This is a genomic window from Desulfovibrio sp. 1188_IL3213, assembly GCF_036763145.1.
Taxonomy (GTDB): Bacteria; Desulfobacterota; Desulfovibrionia; order Desulfovibrionales; family Desulfovibrionaceae; genus Desulfovibrio.
In genome coordinates this window covers 1-13,928 of record NZ_JBAIYR010000004.1, presented here as the reverse complement: position 1 = coordinate 13,928, position 13,928 = coordinate 1, and the positions used below count along the sequence as shown (strand labels likewise).

16 protein-coding genes and 2 pseudogenes are annotated in these 13,928 nt (G+C 58.0%); 16 read left to right on the top strand and 2 right to left on the bottom strand.

The window, feature by feature from the left end; translation table 11 throughout:
• The first annotated feature begins 1 nt into the window (after position 1).
• The 12 genes from V6C16_RS00700 to V6C16_RS00645 are packed head-to-tail and all read left to right on the top strand — an operon-like array spanning position 2 to position 10,066.
• A complete protein-coding gene (locus V6C16_RS00700) occupies positions 2–463 on the top strand; it encodes a hypothetical protein (protein WP_333536269.1) in 462 nt (153 codons plus the stop codon).
• Positions 463–1,443, top strand: coding sequence for a P-type conjugative transfer ATPase TrbB (trbB, locus tag V6C16_RS00695; protein WP_333536268.1), 981 nt, complete (start codon positions 463–465; stop codon positions 1,441–1,443). The genes V6C16_RS00700 and trbB overlap by 1 nt, the downstream gene beginning before the upstream one ends.
• Positions 1,444–1,458: 15 nt before the next feature.
• Positions 1,459–1,674 (top strand): Com family DNA-binding transcriptional regulator, encoded by a 216-nt coding sequence (locus V6C16_RS00690; RefSeq protein WP_333536267.1) that lies wholly within the window; start codon positions 1,459–1,461, stop codon positions 1,672–1,674.
• On the top strand, positions 1,616–1,990 hold the full coding sequence (locus tag V6C16_RS00685; protein ID WP_333542717.1) for a TrbC/VirB2 family protein: 375 nt from the start codon (positions 1,616–1,618) through the stop codon (positions 1,988–1,990). The genes V6C16_RS00690 and V6C16_RS00685 overlap by 59 nt, the downstream gene beginning before the upstream one ends.
• Positions 1,987–2,283 carry a conjugal transfer protein TrbD gene (gene trbD / locus V6C16_RS00680; protein ID WP_333536265.1) on the top strand — a complete coding sequence of 99 codons (297 nt, stop codon included), beginning with the start codon at positions 1,987–1,989 and terminating at the stop codon, positions 2,281–2,283. The genes V6C16_RS00685 and trbD overlap by 4 nt, the downstream gene beginning before the upstream one ends.
• Complete coding sequence (locus tag V6C16_RS00675; RefSeq protein ID WP_333536263.1) at positions 2,277–4,691, top strand: TraG/VirB4 family ATPase; 2,415 nt, start codon at positions 2,277–2,279, stop codon at positions 4,689–4,691. The genes trbD and V6C16_RS00675 overlap by 7 nt, the downstream gene beginning before the upstream one ends.
• A 50-nt stretch (positions 4,692–4,741) precedes the next feature.
• The gene (trbJ, locus tag V6C16_RS00670; protein WP_333536262.1) at positions 4,742–5,542 is read left to right on the top strand and encodes a P-type conjugative transfer protein TrbJ; all 801 of its coding nucleotides are present in this window, start codon (positions 4,742–4,744) and stop codon (positions 5,540–5,542) included.
• A 9-nt stretch (positions 5,543–5,551) separates the two neighbouring features.
• The gene (gene trbL / locus V6C16_RS00665) at positions 5,552–6,658 is read left to right on the top strand and encodes a P-type conjugative transfer protein TrbL (protein ID WP_333542716.1); all 1,107 of its coding nucleotides are present in this window, start codon (positions 5,552–5,554) and stop codon (positions 6,656–6,658) included.
• Positions 6,659–6,667: 9 nt separating this feature from the next.
• The gene (locus V6C16_RS00660; RefSeq protein WP_333535841.1) at positions 6,668–7,402 is read left to right on the top strand and encodes a type IV secretion system protein; all 735 of its coding nucleotides are present in this window, start codon (positions 6,668–6,670) and stop codon (positions 7,400–7,402) included.
• An 8-nt stretch (positions 7,403–7,410) separates the two neighbouring features.
• Complete coding sequence (trbG, locus tag V6C16_RS00655) at positions 7,411–8,328, top strand: P-type conjugative transfer protein TrbG (protein ID WP_333535842.1); 918 nt, start codon at positions 7,411–7,413, stop codon at positions 8,326–8,328.
• Positions 8,328–8,831, top strand: a complete 504-nt coding sequence (locus V6C16_RS00650) for a hypothetical protein (RefSeq protein WP_333535843.1) — start codon at positions 8,328–8,330, stop codon at positions 8,829–8,831. Before trbG ends, V6C16_RS00650 begins: the two co-directional genes overlap by 1 nt.
• An 8-nt stretch (positions 8,832–8,839) precedes the next feature.
• A complete protein-coding gene (locus V6C16_RS00645; RefSeq protein WP_333535844.1) occupies positions 8,840–10,066 on the top strand; it encodes a TrbI/VirB10 family protein in 1,227 nt (408 codons plus the stop codon).
• Positions 10,067–10,075: 9 nt separating this feature from the next.
• Here V6C16_RS00645 and V6C16_RS00640 read toward each other — a convergent pair whose 3' ends face one another.
• Together V6C16_RS00640 and V6C16_RS00635 are read right to left on the bottom strand one after the other, a co-directional pair.
• Positions 10,076–10,447 (bottom strand): type II toxin-antitoxin system RelE/ParE family toxin, encoded by a 372-nt coding sequence (locus V6C16_RS00640; protein ID WP_333535845.1) that lies wholly within the window; start codon positions 10,445–10,447, stop codon positions 10,076–10,078.
• Positions 10,434–10,724: a type II toxin-antitoxin system Phd/YefM family antitoxin gene (locus tag V6C16_RS00635; RefSeq protein ID WP_333535847.1), complete on the bottom strand. Its 291-nt coding sequence runs from the start codon at positions 10,722–10,724 to the stop codon at positions 10,434–10,436. The genes V6C16_RS00640 and V6C16_RS00635 overlap by 14 nt, the downstream gene beginning before the upstream one ends.
• Before the next feature lie 127 nt (positions 10,725–10,851).
• Between V6C16_RS00635 and V6C16_RS00630 the strand changes: the two are divergent.
• The 4 genes and pseudogenes from V6C16_RS00630 to V6C16_RS14910 form a co-directional block, all read left to right on the top strand.
• Positions 10,852–11,829 (top strand): annotated as a pseudogene (locus V6C16_RS00630) (type IV secretory system conjugative DNA transfer family protein); the annotation flags it as partial.
• A 331-nt stretch (positions 11,830–12,160) separates the two neighbouring features.
• Positions 12,161–13,378: a tyrosine-type recombinase/integrase gene (locus tag V6C16_RS14915; RefSeq protein WP_442886162.1), complete on the top strand. Its 1,218-nt coding sequence runs from the start codon at positions 12,161–12,163 to the stop codon at positions 13,376–13,378.
• A gap of 2 nt (positions 13,379–13,380) precedes the next feature.
• Positions 13,381–13,596: a helix-turn-helix transcriptional regulator gene (locus tag V6C16_RS00615; RefSeq protein ID WP_333535848.1), complete on the top strand. Its 216-nt coding sequence runs from the start codon at positions 13,381–13,383 to the stop codon at positions 13,594–13,596.
• 181 nt (positions 13,597–13,777) lie between these two features.
• Positions 13,778–13,928: pseudogene (locus tag V6C16_RS14910) on the top strand (IS256 family transposase); the annotation flags it as partial.

Below are 13,928 nucleotides of genomic sequence, written 5' to 3'. Positions count from 1 at the left end.
CATGTCTGACGCTGCATATCAGAAAGAGGTGAAGGAACTCGCCGCCAAGCTTGAGGACAAAAACCTGCTGCCGGACGGCATCGGGATGCCCCTTGAGCAGGTGAGGGCGCTTCTCGCGCACACGCATGAAACCGTTGTGGACAAAGCCGATCCTATTCTTATGGTCGTAACCATACTCAATGCCCACCTGCGCGAAGTGGAAAAACTTCAGGACAAACATCAGGAGGGCCTCGGCAAGTTCATGACCGAGAAAACGGATGCCTATGTTTCCGGCGTCCAGGAAGGCATTGCCCAACTCACGGACAGTCTTTCCTCCGCCTCGGTACAAGGTATCCGCAAGGTCTTTGACGATCACGCGGCCCGGCTTCAGGCCTTCAAGAACAGCACGGCCTGGCTCGCCGCCATTGTGGGCGTGTCGGCGCTGCTCAATGTGGCGGTGTTCGTGCTGGGAGGGCTGCGCTGATGCTGATGCGCCCTTGTGACGATCCGCGCCTTTTGGAAGGCCTGCGCCATTCTTGCGGGCCGCTCTTCATGGATGCCCTGGAAAACCCGGAGGTGATCGAGATCATGCTCAACCCGGACGGCTCGCTCTGGATCGAGAAGTACGGTCAGGATCATGAGCCCATCGGAGAAATCCCGGTGGCGCAAGGTCGGCTGATACTTTCGCAGGTGGCCAGCGGCCTGAACCTCACGGTCAATGAAAAAAACCCCATTGTTGAAGGTGAATTCCCCCTGGACGGTTCGCGCTTTGAAGGCACGTTCCCGCCCATTGTCGGGCCGGGGCCGTCCCTCTCGCTCCGCAAAAAGGCCAGCCGCGTTTTCACCCTGGAGGAATACGCCGCCGCAGGCTCCATTACCACGCGGGCTATCGAGATAATTGAAGACGCGGTGCGCCGCCGTCTGAATATTGTTGTGGTCGGCGGTACGTCTTCCGGCAAAACCACCTTCGTCAACGCGGTTATTGACGCCATTTTCCGGCTCACGCCTTCCCACCGCCTGCTTATCCTGGAGGACACGGCGGAGCTGCAATCTCAAAGTCCCAACACGGTGTTCTTGCGCACGTCCGTGCTTGCCGAAGTGGACATGCGCAAGCTGGCCAAGGTCAGCATGCGTTACGCTCCCAAGCGAATATTGGTGGGCGAAGTGCGGGACTCCGCAGCCCTGGAGATGCTGAAGCTCTGGAACACCGGGCATCCGGGCGGAGTCAGCACCTTTCACGCGGACAGCGCGGAGGAAGCCTTGCCGCGCCTGGAAGAACTGGTGGAAGAAGCCGGACTCGGCCCCAAGCAAAAGCTCATCGGGCGGGCTGTGGATCTGGCTGTGTATATGGAAAAGACGCCGGACAATCGGCGGCGTATTTCCAGCATCGTCAAAGTCAACAAATTCAACCATAAGGAGGACTTTTATGAAACGGAAACGCTCTACACGGCGGACGCCGCATAAGGACGGTGAGGCCGCATGAAAGCGCCCGTGAAAACCGCGCCGGAATACCGTTGCGGTCACTGCAACCGCCTGCTGGCGCGTGGCCAGCTTGAAGCCGGAGAAATCGAGCTTCAATGCCCGCGCTGCAAAACCCGCTTACACCTGCGGGCCTCGTGCCCCAACCTCGCGCCGCATGACGGCCTCCATAATGGAGATCGTTATGAACGCGAAAACCCTTCCTCCCAACGCTAAGTCCCTCCTGAAGCCGCTGGCCGTTCTCGGCCTGATGGCTCTCTGCCTCTGCTTTCCCGATATTGCCGCTGCATCCGGCGGCATCACCGAGTTTTCCAGCCCGCTGGAGCGGGTGGTGAACACCATTACCGGCCCGGCTGGTAAATGGATCTCCATTGTGGCCATGGCCCTCTGCGGCGTCATCTTTATTATGAACAAAGATGATATCAGCGGCGGTTTCAAGCTGCTGCTTTCCGTGGTCTTCGGGATTTCCTTCATCGCCTTTGCCGCCAGCATCGTGAACTCGGTGTTTTCCTTCTCCGGGGCGGTGATATGAGGCGATTCCTCCCCATTCACCAATCCCTGCACCGACATGCCCATGTGCTCGGCGCGGAACGGGAACTGGTTATGACCAGCGCCCTGATCGCGCTCCTGGTGGGCGTGGGCGGGCTCACGGCGGTTTCCATTGTGTCGGCCATTGGCTTTTGGGTTCTGTCGGTTTTTGCGCTCCGGCGTATGGCCAAGGCTGATCCGATTATGAGCCGGGTGTGGCTGCGGCACGTCAAGCAACAAGAATTCTACCCGGCGAGGTCTGGCCGGTGGCGGGCAGTCGGGGGTTTCAAATGCTGAAGCTCATCGACTACCGCACCAAAACCAAAGGCCTGCCGGATCTGCTGCCCTATGCCGGGCTGGTGGAGCCCGGCGTGATCCTGAACAAGGACGGCTCGTTCATGGCGGGCTGGGAAGTGCGCGGCCAGGATACGGCCAGTTCCACGGAAAACGCGGTGGCGGACGTTTCCAGTCGCTTCAACAACGCTGTGAAGCTCCTTGGAAGCGGCTGGATGCTGCACATGGATGCCATTCGCAGTTCGCACAAGGCTTACCCCGCGCCGGAGAAAGGGCATTTCCCCGATCCGGTGACGCAGATCATTGATGATGAACGGCGAGAGTTTTTCAGCGGCAACCGTTGTTTCAGCACCAGCGCCATTATGACCGTCACCTATAAACCGAACTTCCAGGCCGCCAAGCTCGCAGGGAAAGCTCAGGCGGGCGTGGCCACGGCAGGCGCTTTGGAAAAGGCGCTGGTCTACTTCCAGAACATGCTAGAAGAACTGGAAGACGCGCTCTCCGCCGTCCTCTATATGGATCGGCTGCTGGAATATTCCATACCCGACAGTGACGGTGAGGATTGGCTCCAGTCGGATCTGCTCTCGCACATTCAGCATTGCGTTTCCGGGGAACTCCAGCCCATGCGGGTGCCCAAAACGCCCATGTACCTGGATGCGCTCTTGGGGAGCGAAAACCTGGTGGGCGGCATCATGCCGCGCCTGGGTGAGCAGTATCTCACGGTCTTGTCGCTGGACGGGCTGCCGCAGGAGTCCTACCCGGCCATGCTCCGGGATCTGGACGCCCTGGCCCTGGAGTACCGTTTCTCCAGCCGCTTCATTTGTCTGGATCAGTATGACGCGGCCAAGGAAATCAATTCCTACCGCAAGGGCTGGCGGCAACAGGTTTACCGCTTCCTGGATCAGTTCTTCAACAACCCCAACGCCCGCGCCAACCGCGATGCGCTGCTCATGGCAGAGGACGCGGAAAATGCGCTCACGGAAGTGCAAGGCGGTTACGTCAGCGCGGGCTACCTGACTTCGTGCATTGTCCTGATGCACGAAGACCCGGAACGCTTGCAGGATTGGGCCAGGGACTTGCGCCGCACGGTGCAGACGCTGGGTTTCGGCTGCCGTATCGAGTCTGTGAACGCCCTGGAGGCCTGGCTCGGTACGCACCCGGCCAACAGCTACGCCAATTTGCGGCGTCCCATGGTCAACACGCTAAATATGGCGGATCTCCTGCCACTTTCTTCGGTATGGACAGGCTCTCCGGTCAATCCCTGCCCGTTTTACCCGCCCAACTCCAGGCCGCTGGCCGTGCTGATGACGGACAATTCCACGCCGTTCTGGTTCAACATCCACGCCGGAGACTTGGGGCATACGCTCATTTTCGGGCCTACCGGCGCGGGCAAATCCACTTTGCTGGCCTTCATCGCGGCGCAATTCCGCTGCTACGAAAACGCCCGCATCTTCGCCTTTGACAAGGGCATGAGCCTGTTTCCGCTCTGCTTCGGCGCGGGCGGCGATCACTACAATATCGGTAATGCGGACAAGCTGGCTTTCGCGCCGCTCCAGCGCATCGACTCGGAAGAGGAACGCGCCTGGGCGGAGGAATGGATCGCGTCCCTCATGGACTTGCAGCAGTTCACGGTCATGCCCAGCCACCGCAACGCCATTCATACGGCCATGCAAACACTGGCCGCAAACCCGTCGCATCTGCGCTCCCTGACCAGTTTCTACCATGTGGTGCAGGACAGAGAGATCAAGGAGGCGATCCAACATTACACAGTGCAGGGGGCCATGGGGCGGTTGCTGGACGCCGACACGGACAACCTGAACCTCTCCCGCTTCATGGTCTTTGAAATCGAAGACCTGATGATCCTGGGCGACAAAAACCTGGTGCCGGTGCTGACATATCTGTTCCGGCGCATTGAAAAGGCGCTGGACGGATCGCCCACGATCCTGGTGCTGGATGAAGCCTGGATTATGCTGGGGCACCCGGTGTTCCGGGCCAAGATTCGGGAATGGCTGAAGGTCATGCGTAAAGCCAACTGCGCGGTGATTCTGGCCACGCAAAGCCTTTCCGACGCCAAAAACTCCGGCATTCTGGACGTACTCACCGAGTCCTGCCCGACGAAAATCTTTTTGCCCAACGGCAGCGCCGAAGAGTCCGGGCAAAAGGAACTCTACACGGGCATGGGCCTTAACGACAAACAGATCAACATCCTGAAAACCAGCACTCCCAAGCAGGACTACTACATTGTCAGTCCGCAGGGGCGGCGAAAGGTACAGCTCGCCTTGCGACCCAAGGCGCTGGCCTTTGTGGGCGCGTCTGACAAGGAAAGCATTGCCCGCATTCGTGAACTGGCCGTGGAACATGGCCCGGACGCCTGGCAGGAAGCCTGGCTGCGCGAGCGCGGCGCTGCGTAACCCGAACGCCGGGAGGCTTCGGCCTCCCGGCTCTTAATAGGAATACCCGTATGAAAAAATACCTTTTGAGCCTGGCCGTGCTGGTTATGTTCGCCACGCCCGCCCATGCGTTCACTGTCACCTGCACCAATTGCAGTACCAACCTGATTCAACTCCTGGATCGCATAACCAATGTGGAGCAACTTTCCAACGCCCTCAAGCAATACCAAGAAGCCGTGGAGCAGACGCGCCAGCAGATCAACATGGTGCGGCAGAACATTGAGCAGTACGAAAACATGCTCCAGAACACGGCCAAACTCCCGGCCAACCTGGTCAATGAGCTGAAAAACAGCCTGACGCGCCTGGCGCACCTCTCCAGTACACTCAAAACGCAACGCGGTGACATTGTTGCCCTTGGCGAGATTTTTACAACGCTGTTCCCGGAGCAGACGCTCTTCGGCTCTCTGGCCGGAGCCAGCCCGGAGCAGGTGGAAGAAGCCAACCGCATTTACCGCCAGGAATGGGACAAATGGGCGGAGTCTGTGGATCAGGCCTCCCAGGCCACCTTCCAGCTCTCCGGCCAGCAACTTGACGATTTGCAACGAAATCCTGAGAAATTCCAGCGCTATATTGACGAGCTGCTTTCCACGCCGGACGGCCAGCAAAAAGCCATTATGGCGGGGAATCAGCTTTCCGCGCTTCAGGTGCAGGAGGCCCGCCAACTGCGGGAACTCATGGCCACACAGGTGCAGTCGCAGCTTGCCAGCCAGATGAAGTCGGAAAAAGAAAGCCAGATGTCCGAGGAAGCCTGGCGCGAAACTATCAAAACAGATCGGATCGGCAAGGCCAAAGCCAAGCCCGATCCTTTTTAGGCGGCTGCCATGAAAAAGAACCTTCTTTTTCTGGCCGTGCTGTGCCTCCCGGTTCTGGCTCTCCTGCTTCTCCCGGAGCAGGCCTTTGCCGCTGACGAAGATTTCGTGTCCAAGCTGGTGCGGGAATTCTACAACAAAACAAGTACCTGGGAGCCGACGCTCAAGCGCTACGCCCTGATTGTGTTCCGCTGGCTGGTAACTCTGGAAGTGTGTTTTCTGGGCATCAAGGCGGCGCTCAACCGCGACCAAATTCCTGACATCTTCAAACAGTTCGTCATGCTCCTGCTCATGGCCGGGTTCTTCATGGCCGTCATCAACTACTACCATGAATGGGCCTGGAACCTGATCAACGGGCTCGGCAGCATCGGCAGGGAGCTGACACCGGGCGGGTATTCCTCGGAATCGCCGTTTCTTACTGGCATGCAGCTTGTGAAACTGGTGCTGGACAAACTCTCCATCTGGTCGCCGGGCAACTCCATTGCGCTGCTCATCGCTGCGCTGGTGATCATCGTGTGTTTCGCGCTCATTTCCGCGCAGGTGGTCTTCATCAAATGCGAAGCCATGGTTGCCATGGCGGCGGCGCTGATTCTGGTGGCCTTTGGCGGCAGCTCCTTTCTCAAGGATTACGCCGTCAACGCCATTCGCTATGTGCTGGCCGTGGCCTTCAAACTCTTCGTGATGCAGCTCGTCCTGGGCGTGGGCATTGCCTTTATTGAAGGCTTTTCCACATCTACGGCGGAGCTTCAGGACATCTTTGTGGTGATCGGCGCGTCTGTCGTGCTGCTGGCCCTGGTCAAATCTCTGCCGGACGTGTGCGCGGGCATCATCAACGGCTCGCACGTTTCCAGCGGCGCGGCAATGACCGCTTCCGCCGCCGCTGTGGCTGGCGGGGCAGTCGGCGCGATGGTGGCCGGGAACAACACCATTCAGAACGTCAAAGACGCCGCCAAGGTGGCCGGAATGGAAGGCACGGGAGCCGTGGGCGTGGCGAAATCTCTCTGGGGAGCCCGCCAGGATGCCAAAACATCCGGCGAAAAATCTCTCAGCACCCGGACACGCTCTGAAATGCAGGAACGCCTGGAGCGAGCCCGCATGAACAAAAACGATCAATCATAGGTGGTAATAATGTCTCTTTTCAAATCAAAACTCACGGGCCATGCCCCGGAGCCCTCCGGCAACGGCAACCCGTATCTCAATGGCCGGGAAGAATGGCTGGAGCGGTACGGTTCCTACATCAGCCGGGCCGCGCAATGGCGCATGGTCGCCTTTCTCTGTCTGCTGCTCACGGCAATTTCCATTACCGGCAACGTGATTCAGGCCAGCCAGGTGAAAACCGTGCCCTACATCATCGAAGTGGACAAGCTGGGCAAGTCTTCCGTGGTCGCGCGGGCCGACAAGGCCAGCGCCACGCCGCAACGCCTTGTTCAGGCGGAGATCGCCGCCTGCATCAGCTCCTGGCGCACGGTCACGGCGGATGTGGAACTCCAGCAGAAAATGATTGAGCGCCTGTCCTTCTTCATGGCTGGAAGCGCCAAGGGCGTTCTGCGCGAGTGGTACGAGGCCAACAACCCCTATGAAATCGCCAAGACCGGCAAGCTCGTGCATGTGGAGATCAAAGGCCTGCCCCTGCCGGTCAGCTCCGATTCCTACCGGGTGGAATGGGTTGAAACCGTGCGCAGCCATGCAGGTGTTCTGCTGGACGCCCATACCTATGAAGCCACGGTAACGATCCAGATCAACCCGCCCACCGTGGACGCGGTGATTCTGCGCAACCCCGGCGGCGTCTACATCACTTCGTTGTCTGCCGGAAAAGTCGTTGGCGCGACGGCTCCGGTCAAACCCCAAAACAATCAGGAATGAGGTATTCCATGAAAAAGATATTCTTACTCGTCTGCGTCTTTACGCTCTTTGCGTCTTCGGCTTTCGCTGCTTCGCCGGTTCCGCCCGGTTATCCGCCGCCGCTTGATGCTTCGGCCCCGGCTGCCATGCCGGAAATTGACTATCTCAACCCCACGGTTGTGCCCCTGACCGACAAGGAAAAGAAGGCGCTGCGTCTTTCCGGCAACTGGTCGCGTCAGAGCGTTGAACCGGTTCTCACTGGCGGCGGCAAGGTGGTTTATGTGCATGGCGCGAGCCTGCCCACTATTGTGGCCGCGCCCATGCAGGTCTGCGATGTGGAATTGCAGGCCGGTGAAACCGTGCATGAAATTGTGGTCGGCGATTCTTCCCGCTGGATGGTGGATTCCGGCTCTGTAGGCTCCGGCGTTGGCGCTACGGCGCACCTGTTCATAAAACCGGTGGATTCCGGTCTGGAAACCTCTGCTGTCGTGACCACTGACCGCCGCGTGTACCACCTGCGCCTTGTGTCCCAGCGTTCGGGACATACGCCCTATGTTGGATTTCTCTACTCGGAAAGCCTGAAGCAACAGGCCGCCTGGAGGCAGGCCAGGGATGCCAAGGAACAGGAGTGGAACTCCACCACCGTGGACGGCAGAACCACGGATCTGTCCGCTCTGAACTTCAATTATGAGGTCAAGGGCAAGGCGAAATGGAAGCCGGAGCGCGTCTATGATGACGGGCGGCAAACCTTTATCCGCCTGCCTGAAAACTCCGCCTCCGGCGAAATGCCCGTGCTGTTGGTACGCAAAGGCAAGCAGGATGTGCTTGTAAACTATCGCGTCAAAGACTCGGCCATGGTTGTGGACGGCCTCTTTGACCGCATTGCCCTGGTCATTGGCGTGGGCGGCGATCAGGAAAAAGTGGAAATCATAAGGGGGAGCAAGTAATGCGTAACGTCCTTCTCTCCCTTTGTTTTGTCGTGTTGTTCGCATCCGGCTGCGCCAAACCGGGCTTGGTCGGTTCCTGGTGCGGGCCTCTGCCGGGGAAAAGCGCGGTTGCCGCCATTGCTGATGACGCTGTGGACTGCCTGACCGTTCTGTATCCTCCGGGCCATACCTCTTTGCATCTGCTCCCGGCCAAGGAAGCAACCAACGATTTTGCCGCCGCCTTTGAAAGCGGCCTGCGGACAAAGGGTTTCACCCTGGCCGCAGCGGAATCCGCTGATGTACTCGTTGTCGCCTACACCCTGGACGCTCTGGACGAAAAGAGCGCCTGGTATCTCCAGTTGCGCCTTTCGGACGGCAAGGCCTTTGCCCGTTCCTACACGGCGGGCGGCCAGCCCGAAGCTGGCCAGAGCCGCACGGAGCAGGAATTCAGGCGCTCCATTATAGACCGGGCTTCCAGAGAAGTCCGTCATGCCTGGGATACGGGCATGAACGCGCTGGATTAGGGGGAACCATGAGCGACAACACTCCCAACAGCCTGGAGCCGACCAAAAAGGTCAACGTGGCCCGCATGAGCCGCTGGCCGCTCTATGCCGTGCTTGTGGCCGGGCTCTTTTTGCTCGGCATCCTGGTCTATAGCGTGAACTTTGCCCACAACCAGGAAGGGGAACAGGCGGCAACTCCCAAGGTGGACATTAAAGAAGAGGAGCGGCCCTTACTCATGGGTGAAGGTGCTGGCCTGAATCTGGCTCCGCCTGCCGGTTCCCCGGCCATAACCCAGCCGGATATGCCCAAACCCGCAGGCGGGCGCGAGCCGCTGATTGTGGTGCAGAAAACACAGGAACAGCCGGATCAGTACCGGCAGGAACTGGAAAACCTGCGCCGCATGAAAGCGCAAGCCCAGCTTACGGCGCTTTCCGCGCCCATTGCCGTGAAAAAAGCGTCAGACACGTCTGACCAATCTGATCAGCGAGTGGCGGTGCAGGATGATCGCAGGCCGGAAGCCGGGTTAAACTTCAATCCTGACCTCTCCGCTATGCGGGAAAACGGCTACGATCCCGCAGCCGACAAGGACAAGGAAGCCTTTTTTGCCCGTGCGGAAAAGGATTCGGCCTGGATTCTGCCGCATACCCGCACAGCCGGACAACCACTGGAGTTGAAAACCGGCGCGGTCATTCCCGGAGCCATGATTACTGGCATCAATTCCGATTTGCCCGGCAACATCATCGCCCAGGTTTCCCAGAACGTCTTTGATACGGCCACTGGCCGCAACCTGCTCATTCCACAGGGCGCAAAGCTCTTCGGCGTGTATGATTCCCGCGTCATTTACGGCCAGGAGCGGGTTCTGGTGGCCTGGAACCGCATTGTGTTCCCGGACGGTTCTGCCGTGACCTTGGGCGCAATGCCCGGCTCGGATATGGCGGGCAACGCCGGGTACACGGACAAGGTGAACAACCACTACCTGCGTATCTTCGGCTCGGCCATTCTTATGAGCATGATCACAGGCGGCATGTCCTACAGCATGGACTCTCTGGATAGCGGAAACGGCGACAGCGACAACCCCACGCTCCAGGATGAAATGGGCGCGGCGCTTGCCTCGCAACTTGGACAGGCCACGCTCCAGCTCCTGCAAAAGAACCTGAACATCAAGCCCACGCTGGAAATCCGGCCCGGCTACCAGTTTAATGTCATTGTCACCAAAGACATGGTGTTTAAGCGGCCTTATAAGGCGGGGAGGTAAAAAGTGGGCTTATTTCTCGGCAGTATCGTCGGTGAGAGATGTGAGCAGCCGTTCTTTCAAAAGTTCGGTAAAATTGCGGCGTCCATCGGCAACAACATGAATATGGACTTCCCCTATAGCCTTGGTGACTTGGTACACAACCCGATAAGGCCGCACCTGGATTTCCCTGTACGAGAGGATATTAACGCGTTTCAATTCTGGAGGGATACGCCCGCGATCAGGGAGTTCGCTCAGGCTGTCTCGCGCCTGAATAAATCTCTCCAGTATCGTTTCGGCAATGTCCGGCCCATCCCTGTCGGCGATGTAAGAGAAAATGTCCTTAATGTCTTTTCTGGCTGGGCTGGTGAATTTAACCCGCCAGGACGGTTTATCCGCGCTCATTCCATTTCTCCGCTATCATTTGGCGAATGTCGTCAAACACTTCGTCGGAGTCATGGAGCTTCCCGGCTTCGGCAGCGGCGGAGCTATCAGCCAGCATACGCAACAGAGCAAGACTCTCCTGCATCTGATCGTATTCTCGGACGTTCATCACAACTGCTTTGGCTTCGCCGTTTTGCGTTATGACCATAGGATTGCCTGTTTCCGCAACGGTTTCCACCATTTGCTTGGCGTTGTTCTTGAGCCAGGAAATAGGCTTGATGTCTGAATGAAGTTGCATACACCCTCCATAGGGGAAAAATTATGACTGAATTCAGACTAACCATTCAGGTAGAATAAATCAAGCTTTCTTTGCGGGCCAAGAGCCCCAAGCCAGCGCCGCATGACGGCCTCTTACGGAGAATGTCATGCCCGCAAAATACGGCTTGGGCACGGATACGCCAAAAAGCAATCTGCGCTGGCTCTATCTGCCGTTCATGCTCTTGCTGGCCCTGGCCAGCCTGGCGCTGGCAACCCAGCGCATAGCCGCCTACTTCGCCTATCACCCGGCGCTCGGCGAGCCGTGGGGCGTTGCCTTGGGGCTCCCCTGGTACGCGCCCTGGTCAGTGGTCGCCTGGCAGGAGAAATTCAGCGCCAGCGATACCTACGGTTTCATTGAGCAGGCCATAACGCACAGCCAGGCGCTGTTCCTGCTGCCGCAACTCATCGTCATCGCTTACTGGATGCCCTTCATGAAAAAGCTGAGGGCCAACGCCAACCTGCACGGCTCGGCCCGCTGGGCGGAAGAGAAAGAAATCCGCACCATGGGCTACTTTGAGGGCAAGGGCGTCTATGTGGGCGGCTGGCTCAAAAAGTACACGGGGGTATCGCTGCTGCTGCGCTCGCTCCGGGGCAAGCCGGATGAAGTGCAGCACTACCTGCGGCACAACGGCCCGGAACACATTATGGTCTTCGCGCCCACGCGATCCGGCAAGGGCGTTGGCCTGATTCTGCCCACGCTCCTGGCCTGGGAAGGCTCCAGCATTGTCTTGGATATCAAAGGTGAAAACTGGGCGCTCACAGCGGGCTGGCGCAAATCGCAGGATCAGGTGGTGCTGCGCTTTGACCCCTCCGATCCTTCCGGAGCGTCCGCCGCCTTCAACCCGCTGGAAGAGCTGCGCATCGACACCATGATGGCGATTCCCGATGTGCAGAACATGGCGGCCATGCTGGTTGATCCCAACGGTAAAGGCCTGGAGGATCACTGGAGCAAGGCGGCGTTTGCCATGCTCGGCGGGGCCATTCTGCATTGCGCCATCATGATCCGCCACAGCCAGGGCCGCACGGCCACGCTCTACGATCTCTCCTGCATGCTGGCGGATGAAAGCCGTACCATCAAGGACTTGTTCCAGGAAATGGTGGACACGCCTCATGCGGAACTGCTCAAAGAACTGTTCCCCAACGGTGAAGGCGGTGACAAGGCGCATATCTTTATCGCCAGTTCAGCCAGAGAGATGCTTAACAAGGCCGAAAACGATACTTTCAATTTCAGGCAGTCTTTTAAGGCATATTTATCCAGTAGTATCAAAATATTACCGGATATTTTGACCGGGTACGCATCCAGTGAAAACCACCAAAATACGTGCCCAATGCTGGTACATCTGCTGGTACGTTTTGGGTGCTCATTCCGCCTTAATCTAGCTGAAATTATGAAGATTTTACCACTGGAGGTGAATTATGAAATTGACAGATACCTTTGTAAAGCGCAAGCAAGGAAACGGAAAAGTACAAAAGCACTCGGACGGCGGCGGGCTGTTTCTGCACATCACTCCACAAGGCGGCAAGTCATGGCGCATGGGCTACAGGTTTATGGGCAAGCAAAAACTGCTGGTCATCGGGCCGTATCCCGCCGTCAGCTTGAAAGAAGCACGGGAGCGTCGAGAAGCGGCCAAAAAACTTCTGGTGGACAACATAGACCCCAGCGCCGCCAAACAGGAAGCCAAGGCGGTTGCGGCTATTTCGGCCAAAAACTCTTTTCAGGCAATCGCCCTGGAGTGGCTGGAAAAGCATTCCGTTCGCTGGACGGCGGCCTACAAGAATCACATCCTGCGCCGCATGGAAAAATATGTGTTCCCGGCCGTCGGCAAACGTCCAGTCAGAAGCGTTACCGCCCCGGAGTTGCTGGAGGCTTTACGTCGAGCCGAAGATAGAGGCGCGGGCTTCATGGCGCATATGGCACTGAACGAATGCGGGCGCATTTTCCGTTACGCTATCGCAACTGGACGGGCGGAACGTGATGTTGCCGCCGACCTGCGCGGCGCGTTGACCCCTATGGACTACAGTAGGCATTTCGCGGCGGTCAAGGAACCAAAGGCCATAGGCAGGCTTCTGGTGGCCCTGGACAGCTACAAAGGAACATTCACAGTGCGCTGCGCCTTGCGGCTTTCCCCGCTGGTGTTCGTCCGGCCTGGCGAACTCGCCCTGGCGCAATGGCAGGAAATCGACTTTGAAACCAACGAATGGCGCATCCCAGCGGAGAGAATGAAGATGCGGCAACTGCACATTATCCCTCTGGCACGTCAGGCGGTGGAGATTCTGCGGGAAGTACACAAGCTCTCCGGTCAGGGGCGCTATGTTTTTCCAGCCAGAGGTAACACCGAAAAAGATACTCCCATGAACCGAATAAGCCTTGTCCGCGCCCTCCGGGCGGCTGGTTACTCCAAAGATGAAATGACCCAGCATGGTTTCCGGGCGATGGCCTCCACCATGCTGAATGAACTCGGCTACAACCGGGATTGGATAGAACGCCAACTGGCCCACAGTGAGCGGAACAGCATCCGGGCCGCATACAACTATGCGGAGTACCTGCCCGAGCGCCGCCGTATGATGACTGAATGGGCCGATTACCTCGACACACTGCGCGACAAGGCTCGCCAAGAACAACCAGGAGAATGATTATGGCGAGAGAAACTAAAACCCCGCTTCCGCTGCCCCAGGAGGGCTTTGCCCGATTGCCGCAAATTCTGCACGTCCTTGGCATCAGCGCTTCGGCATGGTGGCAGGGAGTGAAAGAGGGCAAATACCCGCAGCCGGTCAAGCTGGGGCCGCGTACAACGGTCTGGCGGGTGGAAGATGTACGAGAGCTGATTCATCTGGTGTGCAAAAAACGTTGACTTGGCTCACTTTGAAATTATGAACTAAAACTGAGGTTATTGCTAAAGTAACTGCCGTGCCACCGTAGAACACGTGATAACGTACGGTATTTTTCGCACATTCCCAAAATGGAAGTAGCCCTTCATGTCGGTTAGGTTTGGTTATGACCAAACAACCACCAAACCAGCATGAGGGCTACAAATGAAAGCTACCAAGGAGCACGGGAAAAAGAAAGTTCCGGTTGTCGTCGTAGATGAGCAGGAGTTGCGATCGCAAGTGTCCGAGGTTGTGCGACAAAGCGTTGAGGAGACATTGAACGGCTTGCTTGATGCCGAAGCGGATGCCTTGTGCC